Consider the following 20,024-nt stretch of genomic DNA (forward strand, 5'->3'; position numbering starts at 1 on the left):
GGTGTCAGGGACGCGCATGGCGCGGGGAGAGAGAGGGAATATGACGAAAGCGTCGGCACGTATCCGCGGGATGCAGGGCATTTCGGCCACCGCGCTGGCGCTCGCCCTGCTCATGCCGGCAAGTGCGCTGGCGCAGGAGCAGGGGGCGGCGCCCGCCGCGCCGCCGCCCGAGAGCCCCGCCAGTCCCGCTGCCGCCGGCGATATCGTCGTCACCGGCTTCCGCCAGTCGCTCGAGGCGGCGCTCAACGTGAAGCGCGACACGATTTCGGCGGTCGATGCGATCGTCGCGGAGGATATCGCCAAATTCCCCGACCAGAATCTCGCTGAATCGCTCCAGCGCATCCCCGGCATCTCGATCCAGCGCGACGCGGGCGAGGGGCGGGCGATCACCGTGCGCGGGCTCGGCGCGCAATTCACCCGCGTCCGCGTCAACGGGCTGGAAACCGTTGCGACGGCAACCGACGGCGCCTCGTCGAACCGCGATCGCGCATTCGATTTCAACGTCTTCGCGTCGGAGCTGTTCAATTCGATCGTGGTCCACAAGACCGCGGAAGCCTCGCTCGACGAAGGCTCGCTCGGCGCAGTGGTCGATCTCAACACCGGCAATCCGCTTGCGGCCAAGAAGCCCGGGGTGACGGTGGTGGGCTCGGCGGTGGCGAGCTATAACGATCTCAGCAAGAATTGGGGGCCGCGCCTCGCCGGGCTGGTGAGCTATCGCAACGAGGCGGGGACGTTCGGCGTCTCGCTGTCGGCGGCGTATCAGACCACCGACAATTTTGAGCTGGGCAACAATTCGGTGCGCTGGGTGCAGACGCCGTTCAACAGCGTCAACGGCAACGCCTGCTATAGCGTCAGCGCCACCAATCCTGCGCCCAAGCTTTATTCGGGCGGGGTCTATAACAATAATGCGGCGTGCAATCAGGCCTCGCTCGGCTTCCACCCGCGCATCCCGCGCTACGGGCTCGTGCGGCACGACCGCGACCGATTGGGCATCACCGGATCGGTGCAGTTCGCGCCGACCGACCGGACCAAGATCTCGATCGACGCGCTTTATTCGAAGTTCAAGGAGACCCGCGAGGAATCCTGGGGCGAGGTGCTGCTCCGCTCCAACGAGCGGTCGATCGACGTCGTCAACCCGGTGTATGACGCCAACAACAATATGGTCTCGGCGACGCTCAATAATGCCTATGTGCGGACAGAACATTATCTGCGCAAATCGTCGACCGAATTCTATCAGGTCGGCGGCACCTGGGATCAGGACGTGACGGACAATTTCCGCTTCACGTTGCTCGGTGGGATTTCGAAATCGGATGCCAATATTCCGGTCGAGACGACGATCGTGCTCGATGATCGGGATGCGAACGGTTACTCCTACGACTACAGCAACATGAAGGCGCCGAAACTGGCCTTCGGCACCAGCGTTACCGATCCCGCGAATTTCCAGCTCGCTGAAATCCGTGACCGGCCGTCGGATGTGGTCAACCGCTTCAAGACCGTCCAGTTGCGCACCGAATGGGATGTGACTGAGGGGTTCCAGCTCAAGCTCGGCGGGATGTGGCGCCGGTTCAATTTCGACACGACCGGTTACACCCGCGATACCGCGGTGTGCGGCAACGGCGGCAAAGATCTGGTGCTCGGCACGATCACCTGCTCGCCCAACGGCACGCTCGGGCCGAATGCGGTCTATGGTTTCCCGGTCGATGGCAATCTGACCCAGCTGTTCACTTTGGGCAATGCCGGGCAGCCGGCGGGCACCACGACGCAATGGCTGGTCGCGAACCTCGCCAATGCCGCGGACTATACCAAGCTCTATTCGCGCGCGCTGACCCCCGACGTCGGCAATATCCGCTCGGTGCAGGAAACCACCTCGGGCGGCTATATGCAGGTCGATGTGAAGGGAACGATCCTCGGCCTCGATTATGCGGGCAATGCGGGTATCCGTTACGCGCATACCGGACAGCGTTCGACCGGCATCCTCGGACCGATCTCGCGGACGATCGCGCGCAGCTATGACGATTGGCTGCCGTCGTTCAACCTCGCGCTCTATCCGGTCAAAAGCGTCATCATCCGCGCCGCGATCGCCAAGGTGATGACGCGCCCGACGCTGGGCAATCTCACCCCGGGCGGGTCGGTCGACGGCTTCAACTACAAGATCAGCTACGGCAACCCCGATCTCCAGCCGTATCGCGCGACCAATTTCGATCTCGGCGCCGAATGGTATTTCGCGCCGGGGGCGATCTTCTCGGTCGCGGGCTTCGTCAAGAAGATCGAGAGCTTCCCGGTCTCCCAGGCCTATTCGGCGACCTATGCGTCGACCGGGCTGCCCAAGGAGGCGCTGCTGCCCAGCTCGCCCGCCTATATCAATTTCGATCCGAACCAGATCTATACGATCACCACCAACGTCAACGGCTCGGGCGCGACGCTGAAGGGCGTGGAAATCGCGCTGCAATTGCCGTTCAAGGTGTTCGCCAGCGGCATCCTCGGCAATTTCGGCGTGCTCGGCAACGCGACCTTCATCGACTCGAGCGCTACCTACAAGGTTCAGGGGCCGGTGGTGGTGCCCAACGGCAAGCTGGTCGACGCGGTGCGTACCGGCACGTTGTTCGGCGTGTCGAAGCAGGCCTATAACGGTACGCTCTATTATGACGACGGCCGGTTCAGCGCGCGTGTGATGGCGAGCTATCGCGGGGCATATATCGATGCCAATAGCGCCACCGGCAACGTCTTCGAAGGCTATGGCCCGACGACCAACCTCGATGCCTCGATGCGCTACAAGCTGACCGACGCGATCGAAGTATCGCTGGAGGGCAACAACCTGCTCGACACCTATCGCTATCGCTACACCGATATCGACGCGAACCGGAATTACGAGAACAACCATTTCGGGCGCACGATCCTGATCGGGGCGCGGTTCAAGATGTGAGCGAAACCATGTCGGGCATCACCCGCCGCGGCGCGCTCGGCGCGACGCTCGCCACCGGCCTTGCCGCGCGCCTCCCTGGAACGGTGGCGCCGGCCTCGACCGATCCGGGCGAGACGATCGACCTCTGGCCGAACGGCGCGCCGGGGATGCCGGCGACGCCGCCGCGCGAGACGATCGAGGAGCGCAGTCCCGATCCCGCGCTCCGCGACCGCGCGGTCTATGGCATCACGCGCCCGCGCATGATCGTCTTCCGCCCGGCGACCCCGAACGGGTCCGCGGTTCTCGTCACCCCGGGCGGCGGCTATCGCTGGGTGGTGATCGACAAGGAGGGGTATGAGATCGGGCGCTGGCTGTCGGCGCGCGGCTATACCGTGTTCGTCCTCTTCTATCGCTTGCCCGGCGAAGGCTGGGCGGCGGGGCCGGAGGTCGCTCTGTCGGACGCCCAGCGCGCGATGCGGCTGATCCGCGCCCGTGCGCGCGATTACGGCATCCGGCCGGAGCGGGTGGCGGCGATGGGCTTTTCGGCGGGCGGGCATGTCTGCGCCGATCTCGCGACCCGGTTCGCGCTGCCGAGCTATACGCCGGTCGACGCCGCCGACGCGCTGAGCGCGCGCCCGGATATCGCCGCGCCGATCTATGCGGTGCAATCGATGGCCGCGCCGTTGGCGCATCCCGGCTCGCGCCGGTTGCTGATCGGCGCCGATGCTTCGCCAGCGCTCGAACGGCGTCACACGCCGGCCGCCAACGTCGCGCGCGATACGCCGCCCTGTTTCCTGCTTCATGCCGAGGACGATGATGTCGTGCCGGCCGAAAACAGCATCGAATTGCGCGCGGCGCTGAAGCACGCGGGGGTGGCGGTCGAGACGCATCTGTTCACCCACGGCGGCCACGGCTTCGGGCTGCGCCGCGCGGCGGGCAAGCCGGTGGCGGTCTGGCCCGAACTGTTCCACGCCTGGGCGCGCACGCAGGGGCTGGGCTGATGGCGGTCAATCGGCGCGATCTGCTCGCCGGCGGGGTCGCCGGGCTGGGGCTGACGGGGCTTGGCGCCTCCGCCGCGGCGAGCCACGCACCCGCTGCGGTGACGTCATGGCGGCGCGGGGCGGATAATCAGCGGATTGCCGATCTCGGCGATGGGCGCTTCCTCAACCCGATCCTCGCCGGGGATCATCCCGATCCCGCGATCCTCAAAGACGGCGCGGATTATTACATGACCTTCTCGTCGTTCGACAGCTATCCCGGGCTGACGATCTGGCACAGCCGCGATCTGGTGAACTGGCAGCCGCGCGGGGCGGCGCTCACCCGCAATATCGGGTCGGTGTGGGCGGTCAGCCTCGAAAAGCACAAGGGCCGCTATTTCCTCTACGTGCCGGTCAAGGCGACGCCCGACACGATCTACGTGCTATGGGCGGATCATATCGACGGGCCGTGGAGCGATCCGATCAACCTCGACCTGCACGGCCATATCGATCCGTGCCACGCAGTCGGCGAGGACGGGTCGCGCTGGCTGTTCCTGTCGGGCGGCGATCGCGTGCGGCTGAGCGACGACGGGCTGTCGCTCGCCGGCGTGGTCGAGCATGTCTATGATCCATGGCATTATCCGGCGGACTGGGTGGTCGAGAGCTTCTCGCCCGAAGGGCCGAAGATCCACCGCCACAACGGCTATTATTACATGATCACCGCGGTCGGCGGGACGGCCGGGCCGCCGACCGGGCATATGGTGATCGTTGCCCGATCGCGCTCGATTCACGGGCCGTGGGAGAACGACCCCGCTAATCCGGTGGTGCGCACCCGCGACGAGGCCGAGCGCTGGTGGTCGCGCGGGCATGCCAGTCTGGTCGAGGGGCCCGATGGAAGCTGGTGGTCGATCTATCACGGCTATGAGAATGGCTATTGGACGCTCGGCCGGCAGGCGTTGCTCGATCCGGTCGAATGGACTGCGGACGGGTGGTTCCGCATGCGCGGCGACGATCTGTCGGCGCCGCTGCCCAAGCCGCGGGGTGGGCGGGCGCTGCCGCACGGACAAACATTGTCGGACGATTTCGCGACGCTGGCGCTCGGCCGGAAATGGAATTTCTTCCGCCCCGCAGTGGGGGAAAGCGAGCGCGCGCGGGTTGCGGACGGGGCGTTGCATCTCCGCGCCAAGGGCATCGCGCCGCACGATTCATCGCCGCTGATGCTGATCGCAGGGGACCAGGCCTATCGGTTCGAATGCGATATCGAGATCGATCCCGGCGTCACTGCGGGGCTGCTGCTCTTCTACGACGACCGGCTCTATTGCGGGCTGGGATTCGACGCGGCGCGGTTCGTGACGCATCAATATGGTGCGGAGCGGGGCCGGCCCGCCAATCCGCACGGCCGACGGATGCGGATGCGCGTGACCAACGACCGGCATATCGTCTCCTATCATATCAGCGGCGACGGCGGGCGTAGCTGGACGCGCTTCGATCGCGGGATGGAGGTCTCCGGCTATCATCACAATGTGCGGGGCGGCTTCCTGATGCTGCGCCCCGCGCTTTACGCCGCGGGCACGGGGGAGGCGCGCTTCAGGGATTTCACCTTCCGCGCGCTGTGAGACGTTCGCCGCTGCCCGACGCGATCGCTGCCGCCCCCCACGAGGATCAGGAAATCGCGCCGGTCGAGCAGTGGCATCGTCTCAGCTTCCCGACGCGGCGAACAGATCGCGATACGTTTCGCGCAATTGCTTCTTCTGGATCTTACCCATCGTGTTGCGCGGCAATTCGGGGATGAAGACGATGCGGCGCGGCTGCTTGAACCGCGCGAGTTGGCCGTCGAGTGCGGCGATCACCCGCGCTTCGTCGAGCGCGGGGTCGCGGCGCTGCAGCACCGCCACCACGCCTTCGCCCAGATCGGGATGCGGCACCCCGATCACCGCGCTTTCGGCGACACCCGGCACCGCATCGAGCAGCGCCTCGATCTCCGCCGGATAGACGTTGAACCCGCCGCAGATGATCAGATCCTTGGCGCGCCCGACGATCGAGACATAGCCGCGCGCGTCGACCACGCCGAGGTCGCCGGTGATGAAATAGCCGTTGAGGCGCAGGTCCTCCGCGGTCTTGTCGGGCAATTGCCAATAGCCCTTGAACACATTGGGGCCGCGCACCTCGATCATCCCGGCCTCGCCGGCGGGGAGGACCGCGCCGCTCGCCGGATCGGTGATGCGCAATTCCACCCCCGGCAGCGGCAGCCCGACGCTGCCCGGCACGCGATCCCCGTCATAGGGATTGGAGGTGTTCATATTGGTCTCGGTCATGCCGTACCGTTCGAGAATCGCGTGGCCGGTCAGCGCGTTGAACGCCTTGTGCGTCTCGGCCGACAAAGGCGCCGATCCCGAGACGAACAGGCGCATGTGGTGTGCGACACCGCGGGTGAAGCCACGCTCGGCGAGCAACCGGGTGTAGAAGGTCGGCACCCCCATCAAGACGCTCGCGGCGGGCATCAGCCGCACCAGCTCGGCCGTGTCGAAGCGCGGCAGCAGGATCATCGCGCTCCCCGCGACGATCGTGATGTTGGTCGCGACGAACAGGCCGTGAGTATGGAAGATCGGCAGCGCGTGGAGCAGCCGGTCGTCGGGGGTGAAGCACCAGTAATCGGTCAGCGTCTGAGCATTGGAGGCGAGGTTGCCGTGGGTCAGCATCGCGCCTTTCGATCGCCCGGTCGTGCCGGAGGTGTAGAGGATCGCGGCAAGATCGTCCGCGGCGATCGATCCGGTCGCGTCGACGGGCGCCAGTTGCGCCGCCGCCGCGACCAACGTGCCGCTGCCGTCGGGGCCGAGCGTCAGCCGCTGCCCGACGCCGACCTCGTCGCACAATGCGGCCATTGCTGCCTCGTCCTCGGGGCGATGGATGAACAGCGTGGCCCCCGCATCGGCGAGGAAGAAGCGCACCTCGGCGGGCGTGTAGGCGGTATTGAGCGGCAGGTAGACCGCCCCCGCCGCCATCGCGCCGAGATAGGTGAGCAAGGCATCGGCTCCCTTTTCGACCTGCACCGCGATGCGATCCCCCGGCGCCACCCCGCGCGCGCGGAACAGCGCAGCCATCCGCGCGCTGCGGTCGAGCGCGGCGGCATAAGTGATCACCGCGCCGTCGGGCAGGATCAGGAACGGCGCCTCGGGGGCCGTTGCCGCGCGCTGCCGAAAGACCGAGAGAATATCCTGCGCCATTTATGCCTTGTTCCTGTGGGTATCTACGAAGGACCTGCAACCACGCTCTTACCGGCACGGCGCGGCGAAATCGGGGTGACTGTATGCGGGGTCGCTTGTCGTCGGCAACGTCTTCAATTGATTTAACATAACACTTATTATCGATCTTCGTTGTTTCCTACCTGCCCCCGATCCGCACCTGTCGGCGAGCGCCAGATGCTTTCGCGCAGACCCGATCTTCCCTATGCCCTCGGGATGAACAGCGCTCTTCCGCCTGCGGTCAATCAGCGCCCGACGATCCGCGACGTGTCGAGGATCGCCGGCGTGTCGATCAAGACCGTGTCGCGCGTCATCAACGATCAGCAATATGTCAGCGCGGAAAAGCGCAAGCGGGTGTTGGAGGTGATGGCCGAGATCGGCTTCCAGCCGAGCGACGCCGCGCGCGCGCTAAAGGGTCGGCGATCGCATCAGGTCGCGCTGATCTGCGATAACCCCAATCCGTGGTACGTCTACGAGATCCAGGCCGGGGTGCGCGAGCGGTGCGCCGCGGCGCATGTGCGGATGATCGCCCAGCCCTATGATCGGTCCTCGCCCACGCTGCTCGACGATATCGTCGCGCTGATCGATCAGGCGCATCCCGACGGGTTGATCCTCGCCCCGCCCGCCTGCGACGACCGGCGGGTGATCGACGAGCTGGAGCGGCGCTCGATTCCGTTCGTGCGGTTGCAGCCCGGCGGGCCGCTGCAATCCGCGCGCGCCGTCCTGATGGACAATGAGCGGGCGGCGTTCGACATGACGTCCTATCTGCTGTCGCTCGGCCATCACCGTATCGGCTTCATCGTCGGCGATCGCGGCTATGCCGCGTCGGGGCAAAGGCTGGCGGGGCATGTCCGGGCGCTTTCCAGCGCCGGCGTCGACGTCGATCTCGATTATGTGCGGCAGGGCCAGTTCGATTTCGACTCCGGGCGCGCCGCGGCTGACGCGCTGCTCGACCTCCCTGCCCCGCCCACCGCGATCGTCGCGTCGAGCGACGATCTCGCCGCGGGGGTGCTGGCCGCCGCGCATCGCCGGGGCATTGCGGTGCCCGAAAGGCTGTCGGTCACTGGTTTCGACGATGCCCCGCTCGCGCAGGCGGTGTGGCCGGCGCTGACCACGGTGCGCCAGCCGGTCCGTGCGATGGCCGCCGCCGCCGCGGACCAATTGCTCGACCCTGCCGCCGAAGGGGAACGACGCCTCGGCCACGAGATCGTCGTCAGGGAATCGACCGCACCCCCCGCCGCTTGACCATCGCGGCTTTCTCTGTGACATCGTTGTCCTATACGGCGGGGGAGCGGAGAGGATCGTGACGCAGCGGATCGGCATCCGACAATGGCTTATCGTCGGGCTGGCGTTCATCGCCATCATGCTCAATTATGTCGATCGGCAGATCATCGCGCTGCTCAAGCCCCTGCTTGAACAGGAGTTCGGCTGGTCCAATCGCGATTACAGCCATATGGCGTCGGCGTTCCAGTTCAGTGCCGCGGTGGCGTTCCTCGGCACCGGCTGGTTCATCGACCGCATTGGATTGCGCCGCGGTTTCGCGATCGGGGTGGGCGCGTGGAGCATCGCCGGGATGGCGCATGCCTTCGTCACCACGGTCGGCGGGTTCGTCGCCGCGCGCGCCGCGCTCGGCGTCGCCGAGTCGATCGGCACCCCGGCGCAGGTGAAGACCGCCGCGACCTATTTCCCGCCCGAGAAACGGTCGCTGATGCTGGGCATCGGCAATATGGCGGCGAATTTCGGCGCGGTCGTCGCGCCGCTTTCGATCCCTCCGCTGGCGCTATGGCTGGGGTGGCGCGCTGCGTTCCTGATCGCGGGTGGACTCGGGCTGGTATGGGTGGTCGCGTGGCTTGCGGTGACGCCGCGGACCGCGCCCGCTGCTACCGATATCCCGGCGCAACGCGTGCCCTGGGCATCACTGCTCCGCGACCGTCGGCAATGGGCGATCATCGCGGCCAAGGCATTTTCCGACCAATGCTGGTGGTTCCTGCTGTTCTTCATGCCCGATCTTTTCCACCGCGTGTTCGGGCTGTCGCAGGGCGAGCTCGGCGTGCCGATCGCATGGGTCTATACGCTCGCCGCGCTGGGATCGCTGAGCGGCGGCATCCTGCCGACCTGGCTGCTGTCGCGCGGGGTCGAGATGAACCGCGCGCGCAAGGGATCGATGCTGCTCTATGCTTTGCTGATCCTGCCGGTGGCGCTGGTTCTCCACGTCGACGATGCCTGGGCCGCCGCGGCGCTGCTCGGCCTCGGGCTCTTTGCGCATCAGGGGTTCTCGACCAATGTGTTCGGGATGACCGCGGATATCTTCCCGGCACGGATGATCGGCACCGCGATCGGCATCGGCGCCTTCGCCGGCAATCTTTCGGGCATGGCGATGATCGAGGCCGCCGGCTTCTCGCTCGAACGCGGCTATGGCTATGCGCCGCTGCTCTATGTCTGCGCAGGGTCCTATCTCGTCGGGCTGCTGCTCATCCAGCTTCTGGTGCCGAAGCTCGAACTCGCCGAGCCGGATGCGGCCCGCCCGGTTTTTGCCGGGCATTGATCGTCGCCCGATGAAACGGCCCTCCCCGCAGGTGCGCGGGAAGGGCCAATATGATACATCGCGAAGCGATCAGAAGTTCACGCGACCGGTAACCCCGTAATAGCGATCGGCATCGCGCGGGATCTGATAGCGATACGACCCCGAGGGGCCGCCGTTTTGGATCGCCGCGGCGAAGCTCTGGTCGAACAGGTTGCGGACCTGGAAGGTCAGCCGATAGCGATCGTCGCGATCCCCTACCCCCGCCGAGAGATTGACCAGGGCATAGCCGTGGATCGTCCCCAGCTGGCGCTGCACCGCATCGGGCGAGAAGAGCGCGAGCTGCTTCGACTGAAAGCTTCCCTGCGCGCCGAGGAAGAGATCGACCGGCCCGCCGGACCGCCAGCGATAATCGGCGCTGAGCGAGCCCTTCCACTTGGGCGCGAACGGCAGCGAGGTGCCCGCCGGAATCACCGCGCTGACCGGCGCGCCGGGTGCGCGGAAGAACTGGTCGACCTTGGCATCAGTATAAGCCAGCCCGCCCGAGATCGAGAGATCGGTCGCCGGGCGCAATATCAGATCCGCCTCGATGCCGCGGGTTGAAACTTCGCCAGCATTGGTGAAGCGGGTGACCACCACCCCCGCGACGAGATCGGGGTTATTGGCCTGGAAATTGTAATATTTGGCGTAGAAGGCCGCGAGGTTGAGCACCAGCGCGCCACCCAGAAGATTGCTCTTCAGCCCGATCTCGTAGCTGTTCGAGGTTTCGGGTGCGATGACATTGGTGCCGGTCGCGGTGAGATTATAGAAGACGTTGAACGCCGGCCCTTTATAGCCACGCGTATAGCCGCCATAGGCGACGACTTCCGGCGAGAGATCATATTGCAGCGTCGCCTTGCCCGACACGTTGGTGTTGGTCGCCTTGCCGGTGAAGATCGTCGCCGGCGTGCCGGTGCCGGTCGGCGTCGTCGGGAAGCTCGGCTGGATCCCGGGGCCGGCGAGCGTGGTGGTGCGGCTGTGGAACACATCGAGCTGGTCGCCCGTCCAGCGCAGCCCGCCGATGAAGCGGAAGCGGCTGGTGAAATTCGCCGTCGCTTGCCCGAACGCCGCGATGTTTTTGAACACCGACCCGAAATCGGCGATGCCATAAGGCGTGGTCGTTGCCGGCGCGCCGGGCGCGCCGCACGGGATCAGCGTCGCCGGCGCCGCCGTGCCGCATGAAACGACCGAGCGCGAGAAGATCCGTTCGGACTCCGCGCGCGAATAATAGAGCCCGATGACATAGGAGAGGAATTGCTTCGACGGCGAGGTCAGCCGCAATTCCTGGCTGAAGGTATTGCTGGTCTGCGGCCCGAAATCCTGCAGCTGGGGGAAGCCGACATAGGCCGCGGGCAGGAAATCGCCGTCGCGGATCTCGGTGTTCTTGTAATTGCGATAGGCGGTGATGCTGGTCACCGTCTGCGTGCCGAGCTCGGTATCGATCTGCGCCGAGACGCCCCACCCGGTTTCGCGGGTGCGGGTGACGTAATTCTGGTTGACCGCGCGCGTCCGGTCGCCGCGCGGCGTCGGCAGCACCGCAAAGGCCGGGCTGGAGATCGCCGCGCCCGCGGCGTTGAGCGGGCCGGTGCCGATCAGCTCGGCGCAGCAATTGTCGTCGTTGCGGTGATAGTCCGCGATCAGCGAAATCGTGGTCGATGCGCTCGGCATCCATTTGACCTGGCCGCGGAAACCGTAATGTTCATAGCCGTTGACGCGCCCGCCCGTCGCAAGGTTGCGGATATTGCCGTCATAATGGCCGTAGAAGCCGGTGACGCGGGTCAGCAATGTATCGCTGAGCGGCACGTTGAGCGCGCCGCGGACGCGCGCCTCATTGCCGTTGGAAAACCACTGGCCCTCGACATAGCCGCCGAAACCGGGCTTGGGCTGGACGGTCACGACGTTGATCACGCCCGCCGAGGCATTCTTGCCGAACAACGTCCCCTGCGGGCCGCGCAGCACCTCGAGCCGCTCGATATCGACCAGATCGCCGAACGCCTCGCCGGAGCGCGCATAGACGACCCCATCCACCACGGCCGATACGGACGGTTCGCCGGCGATCGAGAAGGTAGTGGTGCCGACTCCGCGCAGGAACAGCGACTGATTGAGCGTCGTCCCCGATTTCTGGAAGTTCAGCGCCGGAACGAGCGTCGCCGCGCTTTCGATGCTCGGCTTGCCGGTGCTTTCCAGCATCGCCCCGCCGACGACCGAGACCGCGAGCGGCACGTCCTGCAACCGTTCGCTGCGCTTCTGCGCGGTGACAACGATATCACCCGAATTTGCCGCCAGCTCGGCAGGCGCGGGCGCGGTTTCGACTTGGGCATAGGCTGGAGCGGCGAGCGCGATGAACGCGCAGCTCGCCATCAGGCCGGCGCTCAAAAGGCGATGCTTGGACATACAGAACTCTCCCCTTCCCCAATTTCGGCGCGTGAAACGCTCTATCTAACAGTGACTTAGCTGTCGTTCGACCGGATTCGGCCGGGATGGACCGGCGCCGCGGATATCTTTTCCGGCTTTTCTTTAGACCAGATCGCTGCGATAAGACAACGGTGTCCTATCTCAAAACGCCAGATCGCTTTGCGTCGCTCGGTCAATCGGGCATCACCGTCAGCACGCTGGCGTGGGGAATGTGGCGGTTCGCCGGGGATGACGTCGCGCTCGCCCGGACACGGGTCGAGGCGGCGCTGGGCGCCGGCATCACGTTGCTCGATACCGCGGACATCTACGGCCCCGATAACGGCGAGCCGTTTGGCGCGGCCGAGGAATTGCTCACCAAGGTGCTCCGCGAGGCCCCGGCACTGCGCGACCGCATGATCCTCGCCAGCAAGGGTGGCATCCGGCTCGGCGTGCCGTATGATTCGAGCCGCGCCTATCTTGCGCAGGCGATCGATGCGTCGCTCGCGCGGCTCGGGTGCGAGCGGATCGACCTTTATCAGATCCACCGCCCCGATCTGCTCGCGCATCCGCAAGAGGTGGCGCGCGCGCTCGACGACGCGCGGCAAGCCGGCAAGATCGTTGCGGTCGGCGTCTCCAATCACACGCCGGCGCAGGCCGCGGCGCTGGCCGCCTTCCTCCCCGTCCCGCTCGCCAGCCACCAGCCGGAATTCTCCCCGCTCGCTACCGCGCCTTTGTTCGACGGGCTGCTCGATCAGGCGATGACCGAGCGGATGAGCGTGCTCGCCTGGTCCCCGCTCGGGGGCGGGCGGATCGCCGCGCCGCAGGACGATCGCGCCCGCGCGGTCGCCGCGCTGCTCGACGCCAAGGCCGAGGAGGCCGCGGTCGATCGCGCCGCTGCCGCCTATAGCTGGATCATGGCGCATCCCGCCGGGATCATCCCGATCGCCGGCACCCAGAATCCGTCCCGGATCGCAAAGCTGCCGGACGCCTATACGCCCCGCTGGACCCGCGCCCAATGGTACGCCGTCCTCGAGGCGAGCCTTGGAGAGAGACTGCCATGACGAACGGCCAGTGCGAAGTCAGTTGGTTCTCCGCACTCTGCGACGACGATTATGAATTTCTCGGCACGCCCGATGCGATGCTGCGATCGAGCTGGGAGCATTGTCGCGATATCGTCCTCCAGGCGGAGACCGGCGGATTCGACAATATCCTGCTCCCCTCGGGCTATGCGCTCGGCATCGACACCACCGCCTTTGCCGCCGCGATCGCGCCGATGCTCCGTCGCCTCCGCCTGCTGATGGCGGTCCGCATCGGCGAGAGCTGGCCGCCGCAGCTCGCGCGGCAGATCGCGACGATCGATCGCATCCTCGGCGGGCGGCTCACCGTCAACATCATCTCCTCCGATCTGCCCGGCGAGAAACTGGCATCGGCGCCGCGCTACGCGCGCACGCTCGAGGCGATGCGGATCCTGAAGACCTTGCTCAACGGCGAGCCGCTCGATCACCAGGGCGAATTCTGGCAGCTCCAGCTCGATCCTCCAGGGGTCACGACCGTCTCGGGCAAATGCCCGCCGCTCTATTTCGGCGGGCTTTCCGAAGACGCGCGCGAGGCCGCGGCGCAGGGCTGCGACGTCTATCTGATGTGGCCCGACAAGAAGGAAGTCGTGCGCGGGATCATGGAGGACATGCGCGCGCGCGCGGCGAAGCACGGGCGCACCTTGCGCTTCGGCTATCGCGCACATGTCGTGGTGCGCGAGACCGAGGCGGAGGCGCGGAGCGCCGCCGACCGGCTGCTCTCCAAGCTCGATGCGGCGAGCGGCGAGGCGATCCGCAACAAGTCGCTCGATACCGCCTCGACCGGGGTCGCCGCGCAGACCGCGCTGCGCGAGGGCGCGACCGACGACGGCTATGCCGAGGAGAACCTCTGGACCGGGGTCGGGCGCGCGCGCTCCGGCTGCGGCGCGGCGATCGTCGGCGATGCCGATCAGGTGCTCGCCAAATTGCGCATGTATCAGGACATGGGGATCGAGGCCTTCATTCTCTCGGGCTATCCGCATATCGCCGAGGCGGATCTTTTCGCGCGCCACGTCCTGCCGCGGCTGCAGCACGCGCCGTTGACGCTGGACTGACAAGGCGCGCCGGGGAAAGGAAGCGATGGCCGAGGATTGTTCGCGACCGCCGGTCGGCGGCACCACCGTCGCCGGCGCGCTTGCCAGCGGCGCGAGCGACCTGCGCCTGCGCGCCGTCGACGGTGGCTTCGATCTGTCAATCGGCGCGACGCTCGTGCTGCGCCACCGGCCGGACGATCCCGCGATCTTCGTCGGCGAGGGCCGCGCCGACGTCGACATGTATCGCGGCAATTATTTCCTGTCCGACCGGCTCGATGCGCGCATTCCGCTGCGCCATGCGCTGATCGACGGCGCGACGGTCGCGCTGGCGGCGACGCCGGGCGGCGATCCGCTGCTCGCGATCACCGTGGAAGGCGGCGCGCTTGCCCTCACCGCGCTGGCCGATCGCCTCAACCGATTGTGGCTGCGCTGCGTCGCGCAGCCCGGCGAACGCCTGTGGGGCGGCGGCGAGCAATTGTCCTATTTCGACCTTGCGGGCCGGCGCTTCCCGCTATGGACCTCGGAGCCGGGCGTCGGTCGCGACAAATCGACTCTGCTGACCTTCCAGTGCGACCGCGACGGGCGCTCGGGCGGCGATTATTGGAACACCAATTATCCGCAGCCGACCTATGTCTCCTCGCGGCATTATGCGCTCCACCTCGATACCACCGCCTATGCCTGTTTCGATTTCCGCGATCCGGCGTTCCACGAGATCGAGGCATGGGAGATCCCTGCGCGGATCGAGCTGTTCGCGGCGGATCGCTTCGCCGAGCTGGCCGGGATCCTGTCGACGAGGTTCGGTCGCCAGCCGCCGCTGCCCGCCTGGGCTTATGAGGGCGCGATCCTCGGGTTCAAGCAAGGCATGGAAAGCTTCGCGCGGATGGAAGCGATCATCGCCGCCGGCGCGGTGGTGACCGGATTATGGTGCGAGGATTGGGTCGGGCTGCGCGAGACGAGCTTCGGCAAGCGCCTGTTCTGGGACTGGAAAGCCAATGACGCGCGTTATCCGGCATTGCGCGAGCGCATCGCGGCGCTGAACGCGCGCGGCATCCGCTTTCTCGGCTACGTCAATCCGTATCTCGCGGTGGACGGCGATCTCTATGTCGAGGCGGTCGATGCCGGGTTGCTCGCGCGCCGGCTCGATGCCGACGAGCCCTATATCGTCGATTTCGGCGAATTTGATTGCGGCATCGTCGATTTCACCAATCCCGCCGCGGCGAACTGGTTCGCCGAGCGCGTGATCGGGCGCGAGATGCTCGATATCGGCCTGGCGGGCTGGATGGCCGATTTCGGGGAATATCTCCCCACCGATATCCGCCTCCACGACGGCACCGACGGCATGCTCGCGCATAATGCCTGGCCGACGATCTGGGCCGAGGTCAACGCGCGCGCGATCGCCTCGCGCGGAAAGACCGGCGAGGCATTGTTCTTCATGCGCGCCGGCTACACCGATGTCGGCCGTTACTGCCCGTTGCTCTGGGCTGGCGACCAGAGCGTCGACTTCTCCCGCCACGACGGGATCGGCACAGTCATTCGCGCCGCGCTTTCTGCCGGTATGGTGGGGAACGCGTACCACCATAGCGATCTCGGCGGATACACCAGCCTGTATGGCAACGTCCGCACCCCCGAACTGCTGATGCGATGGAGCGAACTCTGCGCCTTCTCGCCGGTCATGCGCAGCCACGAGGGGAATAGGCCGGACGACAATCTGCAGATCGACGGCGATCCTGAAGTCCTCGCCCATTTCGCCGCGATGACAAGGGTCCATGCACGGTTGGCGCCCTATGTCGCCGCCTTGTGCGAGGAGGCGGTCGCGACCGGGATGCCGTTGCAACGCCCGCTGTTCCTCGACTGGGAGGATGACGCCGATTGCTGGGGCATCGAGACGCAATATGGCTATGGCCGCGATCTGATCGTTGCCCCGGTGATCGAGGCGGGTGTGGATAGCCGTGCGGTCTATCTGCCGGCCGGCGCGACGTGGGTACACCTCTGGTCCGGCGATCGACATGCCGGCGGATCGACCGTCGAGACCCCCGCCCCCTTCGGCCATCCGCCCGTGTTCTGGCGCGAAGGAAGCCGCCACGCCGAGCTTTTCTGCTCCCTGATGCACGGATAATCGACCAGCGCGCCCGCCTGTACACCCGGCCGGTTTCCTGATCTGATGGTCGTCGCGAGAGGGATGGCTGGATCGACAATGGGGGTTGGGGATTTGAACAGGGTAATCGCCGACAGCGCGCGCGGGGCCGCATTCGTAACGAGCGCGATCGTGCGGTTGATCGCGGCGATGCTGGTTTTCACGCTCGCCCCGATCCACGCCGCAACGGCGCAGGAATCGGAGCGCGGGGTCTATCTGCTCAAGCCCGACGCGATTTTCGACGGCGCGACGACCGTGCTCCATCGCGGATGGGCGGTGCTGGTGCGCGGCAACCGGATCGAGGCGGTCGGCGCGACGGTTTCGCCGCCCGCCGACGCCAGGATCATCGATCTGCCCGGCACGACGCTGATGCCGGGGATGATCGAGGGGCATTCGCACCTTTTCCTGCACCCCTATAACGAAACGCCGTGGGATCAGCAGGTGCTGCACGAGGCGATCGCGCTGCGCACGGTGCGCGCCACCGTCGCGGCGCGGCGCACGCTCATGGCCGGCTTCACCACCGTCCGCGATCTCGGCACCGAAGGCGCCGGCTATGCCGATGCCGGGCTCAAGCAGGCGATCGAGCAGGATATCGTTCCCGGGCCGCGGATGCTGATCGCCAGCCGCGCGCTCGTCGCCACTGGCTCCTACGGGCCGCGCGGGTTCGAGCCGGGCGTGGCGACCCCGCTCGGCGCCGAGCAGGCCGACGGGCCCGATCTGGTCACTGCGGTCCGGCGGCAAATCGCGGCGGGCGCCGATGTGGTCAAGCTCTATGCCGATTATCGCTGGAGCACCGGGGAGCCGAGCCGCCCCACCTATCTGCAATCCGAGATGGCCGCCGCGGTCGAGGCCGCGCACAGCGCGGGGCGCAAGGTCGCCGCACATGCGCATACCGCCGAAGGGATGCGCCGCGCGATTCTGGCGGGGGTCGATACGATCGAGCACGGCGGCGAGGGAAATGCCGAGATTTTCGCGTTGATGAAGGCGCGCGGGACCGGCCTCTGCCCGACGCTTTCCGCATCGGAGGCGATCGCGCGCTATCAGGGGTGGAATGGCGGCGACCCGGCACCCGCCGGTGTCGCGGAATCGCGCCGCGCCTTCGCCGCGGCGATGAAGGCGGGCGTGGCGATCTGCCTCGGCGGGGACGTCGGCGTCTTCGCGCATGGCGACAATGCACGCGAAGCCGAAGCGATGGTGGCCGCGGGCATGTCGCCGGCGCAAGTCGCGATCGCGGCGACCTCGGGCAATGCGGCGATGCTCGGCATGGCGGATCGGATCGGCGCGGTGAAGCCGGGCATGCTGGCCGATCTGATCGCGGTCGAGGGGAACCCGCTCGCGTCGGTCGGCGCGTTGCGCAAGGTCCGCTTCGTCATGAAGGACGGCGCAATTTACGAGCGCTCCGCGCATTGAGCGCGATCGGCAATCGATGAAAATCGCCGTGCACCCAAAGCTCTAACGATATTTTAGAACGCCCTCGCGCCCGGCGGCGTAAGAATTATTCCGACATCCCGGCGAGAGCGATCCGGCGCCAATATCGCGCTTGCCAGCGGCGATGCCGCGCCGCATTTCTCTCGCCATCAAAACCATAACCGGGGATTGTGATGCGCCTGCTCGCTGCTCTTCTTCTTGTCACCACCGCCGCGCCCGCGCTGGCGGAAACCCCGGCGGCCACCGCCGCGGCGGATGGCCCCACCCGCGCCTTCACCGGAAGCGACCTGTTCCAGCTTTCGATCGCCGCCGATCCGCAGATCAGCCCGGACGGGCGGACGATCGTCTATGTCCGCCGCTCGGGCGACGTGATGAGCGACCGGATGCAATCCTCCTTGTGGCTGATCGACGTCGCCAGCGGCCGCCAGACGCCGTTCGCCGCGAGCGGCTCCAACCCGCGCTGGTCGCCCGACGGCACGCGTATCGCTTATGTCGCGTCGGACGGCGCGCACCCGCAATTGTTCGTTCGCTGGCTCGGCAGCGAGGGGGCGACGCGGGTGACCACGTTGCCCAATGATCCCAATGCACTCGCCTGGTCGCCCGACGGCCGGCGGCTCGCCTATATCGCGACGGTGGCGGGCGAGCCGATGCGGCTCGGCAAGCCGCCCGCCAAGCCCGAGGGCGCGAAATGGGCCGAGCCGCTCGAGGTGATCGATCGCGTCAATTATCGCGCCGACGGCGGCGGCTATATCAAGCCCGGCAACGATCATCTCTTCGTCGTTTCGGCCGACGGCGGCGGCGCGCGCCAGTTGACCTTCGGCAAGTTCGACGACAATGGCCCGCTGTCGTGGAGCCAGGACGGCCGCACGATCCTGTTCTCGGCGATCCGCGGCCCCGATGCCGAGCGGCAGGTGATGAACAGCGACGTCTTCGCGGTCGATGTCGCGAGCGGGGAGCTGCGCACCCTTACCACCCGCGACGGGCCGGACGAAGCGCCGCTCTTCTCCCCCGACGGCGCGCGCATCGCGTGGATCGGGTTCGACGATCATCGGCGCAGCTATGAGAATAACCAGCTCTATGTCGGCGGCCGCGCGGCCGACGCGCCGCGCTCGCTGACCGCCTCGCTCGACCGCTCGATCGAGGATGCGCAATGGGCGGGCGACGGCAAGAGCCTCTACGCCAGCTACGACGATCACGGGAAACGCAAGCTCGCGCGGATCTCGCTCGACGGGCATCTGTCGCCGATCGTCGACAATATCGCCGGCGGCGGGATCGATCGTCCCTATACCGGGGGCAGCTTTTCGGTCTCGCGCGGCGGCGTGGTGGCCTATACCGGCGGCGACGCCAGTGCCCCAGCGGACGTCTGGGTGTCGTCCGGCGGCAAGGCGCGGCGGCTGACCAACCTCAACGCCAACCTGCTCGAGGCGAAGGCGCTCGCCCCGGTGCGCAAGATCGCGGTCACCGCGCCGGACGGGCGCGCGATCGACGCCTGGCTCGCCACCCCGCCGGGTCGCCAGCCGGGGCAGAAAGTGCCGCTGATCCTCGAAATCCACGGCGGCCCGAACAGCGCTTATGGCCCGAGCTTCGCCAGCGACGTCCAGCTTTACGCCGCCGCCGGCTATGCGGTGCTGTGGACCAACCCGCGCGGATCGACCTCTTACGGCGCCGAATTCGCCAATCTGATCGACAAGAATTATCCCAGCCAGGATTATGACGATCTGATCGCGTCGGTCGACGCCGCGATCGCCGACGGCACCGCCGATCCCAACAATCTGTTCGTCACCGGCGGGTCGGGCGGCGGCGTGCTCACTGCGTGGATCGTCGGCAAGACCGATCGCTTCAAGGCGGCGGCGACGCAGAAGCCGGTGATCAACTGGGCGAGCGAGGCGCTGACGATGGACAATACCGTCTTCACCTCACGTTATTGGTTCACCAAGAAGCCGTGGGAGGATCCGATGAGCTATTGGAACCGCTCGCCGCTCAGCCTTGTCGGCAACGTCAAGACGCCGACGCTGGTGGTGGTCGGCAGCGAGGATTATCGCACCCCGGTAAGTGAGAGCGAGCAATATTATGCCGCGCTGCAGATCCGCGGCGTGCCGACCGCGCTGGTCAAGGTGCCGGGCGCGAGCCACGGCGGCTTCACCGCCCGCCCCTCGCAGAGCGCGTCCAAGGCCGCCGCGATCATCGCCTGGTTCGATCGCTATCGCGCGTCGCCGGAGGCCGCGAAATAGTCGCCGGCTTGGGCCCTTTGCCGTCATGCCGGGCTTGACCCGGCATGAC

General features: G+C 66.7%; 12 protein-coding genes. 10 read left to right on the forward strand and 2 right to left on the reverse strand.

The window, feature by feature from the left end; translation table 11 throughout:
- The first annotated feature begins 40 nt into the window (after positions 1-40).
- Genes NED98_RS06970 through NED98_RS06980 form a run of 3 tightly spaced genes read left to right on the forward strand, consistent with a single transcriptional unit; the run spans position 41 to position 5,495 of the window.
- Positions 41-2,923, forward strand: coding sequence for a TonB-dependent receptor (locus NED98_RS06970; protein WP_432423301.1), 2,883 nt, complete (start codon positions 41-43; stop codon positions 2,921-2,923).
- A gap of 8 nt (positions 2,924-2,931) precedes the next feature.
- A complete protein-coding gene (locus NED98_RS06975; protein ID WP_265312809.1) occupies positions 2,932-3,903 on the forward strand; it encodes an alpha/beta hydrolase in 972 nt (323 codons plus the stop codon).
- On the forward strand, positions 3,903-5,495 hold the full coding sequence (locus tag NED98_RS06980; RefSeq protein WP_265312352.1) for a family 43 glycosylhydrolase: 1,593 nt from the start codon (positions 3,903-3,905) through the stop codon (positions 5,493-5,495). The genes NED98_RS06975 and NED98_RS06980 overlap by 1 nt, the downstream gene beginning before the upstream one ends.
- Positions 5,496-5,576: 81 nt before the next feature.
- Here the strand turns inward: NED98_RS06980 and NED98_RS06985 are convergent, their stop codons facing one another.
- Positions 5,577-7,103 (reverse strand): malonate--CoA ligase, encoded by a 1,527-nt coding sequence (locus NED98_RS06985; RefSeq protein ID WP_265312353.1) that lies wholly within the window; start codon positions 7,101-7,103, stop codon positions 5,577-5,579.
- A 195-nt stretch (positions 7,104-7,298) separates the two neighbouring features.
- On the opposite strand from NED98_RS06985, the gene NED98_RS06990 reads away from it, so the two are divergent.
- Positions 7,299-8,366 carry a LacI family DNA-binding transcriptional regulator gene (locus NED98_RS06990; protein ID WP_265312354.1) on the forward strand — a complete coding sequence of 356 codons (1,068 nt, stop codon included), beginning with the start codon at positions 7,299-7,301 and terminating at the stop codon, positions 8,364-8,366.
- Positions 8,367-8,424: 58 nt separating this feature from the next.
- Positions 8,425-9,666 (forward strand): MFS transporter, encoded by a 1,242-nt coding sequence (locus tag NED98_RS06995; RefSeq protein WP_265312355.1) that lies wholly within the window; start codon positions 8,425-8,427, stop codon positions 9,664-9,666.
- A gap of 69 nt (positions 9,667-9,735) precedes the next feature.
- On the opposite strand, the gene NED98_RS07000 is transcribed toward NED98_RS06995, so the two are convergent.
- Positions 9,736-12,075 carry a TonB-dependent receptor gene (locus NED98_RS07000; RefSeq protein WP_265312356.1) on the reverse strand — a complete coding sequence of 780 codons (2,340 nt, stop codon included), beginning with the start codon at positions 12,073-12,075 and terminating at the stop codon, positions 9,736-9,738.
- Positions 12,076-12,227: 152 nt separating this feature from the next.
- Here NED98_RS07000 and NED98_RS07005 point away from each other — a divergent pair, with 152 nt between their 5' ends.
- From NED98_RS07005 to NED98_RS07025, 5 genes are all read left to right on the forward strand, one after another.
- A complete protein-coding gene (locus tag NED98_RS07005) occupies positions 12,228-13,136 on the forward strand; it encodes an aldo/keto reductase (protein WP_432423302.1) in 909 nt (302 codons plus the stop codon).
- Positions 13,133-14,203 (forward strand): LLM class flavin-dependent oxidoreductase, encoded by a 1,071-nt coding sequence (locus NED98_RS07010; protein WP_265312357.1) that lies wholly within the window; start codon positions 13,133-13,135, stop codon positions 14,201-14,203. The genes NED98_RS07005 and NED98_RS07010 overlap by 4 nt, the downstream gene beginning before the upstream one ends.
- Before the next feature lie 25 nt (positions 14,204-14,228).
- Entirely contained in the window at positions 14,229-16,298 is a 2,070-nt protein-coding gene (locus tag NED98_RS07015; protein WP_265312358.1) for an alpha-glucosidase, read from the forward strand.
- A gap of 168 nt (positions 16,299-16,466) precedes the next feature.
- Entirely contained in the window at positions 16,467-17,726 is a 1,260-nt protein-coding gene (locus NED98_RS07020) for a metal-dependent hydrolase family protein (RefSeq protein ID WP_265312811.1), read from the forward strand.
- Between the two features lie 191 nt (positions 17,727-17,917).
- Positions 17,918-19,975, forward strand: a complete 2,058-nt coding sequence (locus tag NED98_RS07025; protein ID WP_265312359.1) for a S9 family peptidase — start codon at positions 17,918-17,920, stop codon at positions 19,973-19,975.
- Positions 19,976-20,024: the final 49 nt, after the last annotated feature.

It is taken from the genome of Sphingomonas lycopersici (genome assembly GCF_026130605.1).
Classification (GTDB): Bacteria; Pseudomonadota; Alphaproteobacteria; order Sphingomonadales; family Sphingomonadaceae; genus Sphingomonas; species Sphingomonas lycopersici.

Excerpts from the sequence above, each read along its gene's own strand:
- NED98_RS06970 (WP_432423301.1), top strand. The coding sequence starts at position 41 with ATGACGAAAGCGTCGGCACGTATCCGCGGGATGCAGGGCATTTCGGCC.
- NED98_RS06975 (WP_265312809.1), top strand. The coding sequence starts at position 2,932 with ATGTCGGGCATCACCCGCCGCGGCGCGCTCGGCGCGACGCTCGCCACC.
- NED98_RS06980 (WP_265312352.1), top strand. The coding sequence starts at position 3,903 with ATGGCGGTCAATCGGCGCGATCTGCTCGCCGGCGGGGTCGCCGGGCTG.
- NED98_RS06985 (WP_265312353.1), bottom strand. The coding sequence starts at position 7,103 with ATGGCGCAGGATATTCTCTCGGTCTTTCGGCAGCGCGCGGCAACGGCC.
- NED98_RS06990 (WP_265312354.1), top strand. The coding sequence starts at position 7,299 with ATGCTTTCGCGCAGACCCGATCTTCCCTATGCCCTCGGGATGAACAGC.
- NED98_RS07000 (WP_265312356.1), bottom strand. The coding sequence starts at position 12,075 with ATGTCCAAGCATCGCCTTTTGAGCGCCGGCCTGATGGCGAGCTGCGCG.
- NED98_RS07010 (WP_265312357.1), top strand. The coding sequence starts at position 13,133 with ATGACGAACGGCCAGTGCGAAGTCAGTTGGTTCTCCGCACTCTGCGAC.
- NED98_RS07015 (WP_265312358.1), top strand. The coding sequence starts at position 14,229 with ATGGCCGAGGATTGTTCGCGACCGCCGGTCGGCGGCACCACCGTCGCC.
- NED98_RS07020 (WP_265312811.1), top strand. The coding sequence starts at position 16,467 with ATGCTGGTTTTCACGCTCGCCCCGATCCACGCCGCAACGGCGCAGGAA.
- NED98_RS07025 (WP_265312359.1), top strand. The coding sequence starts at position 17,918 with ATGCGCCTGCTCGCTGCTCTTCTTCTTGTCACCACCGCCGCGCCCGCG.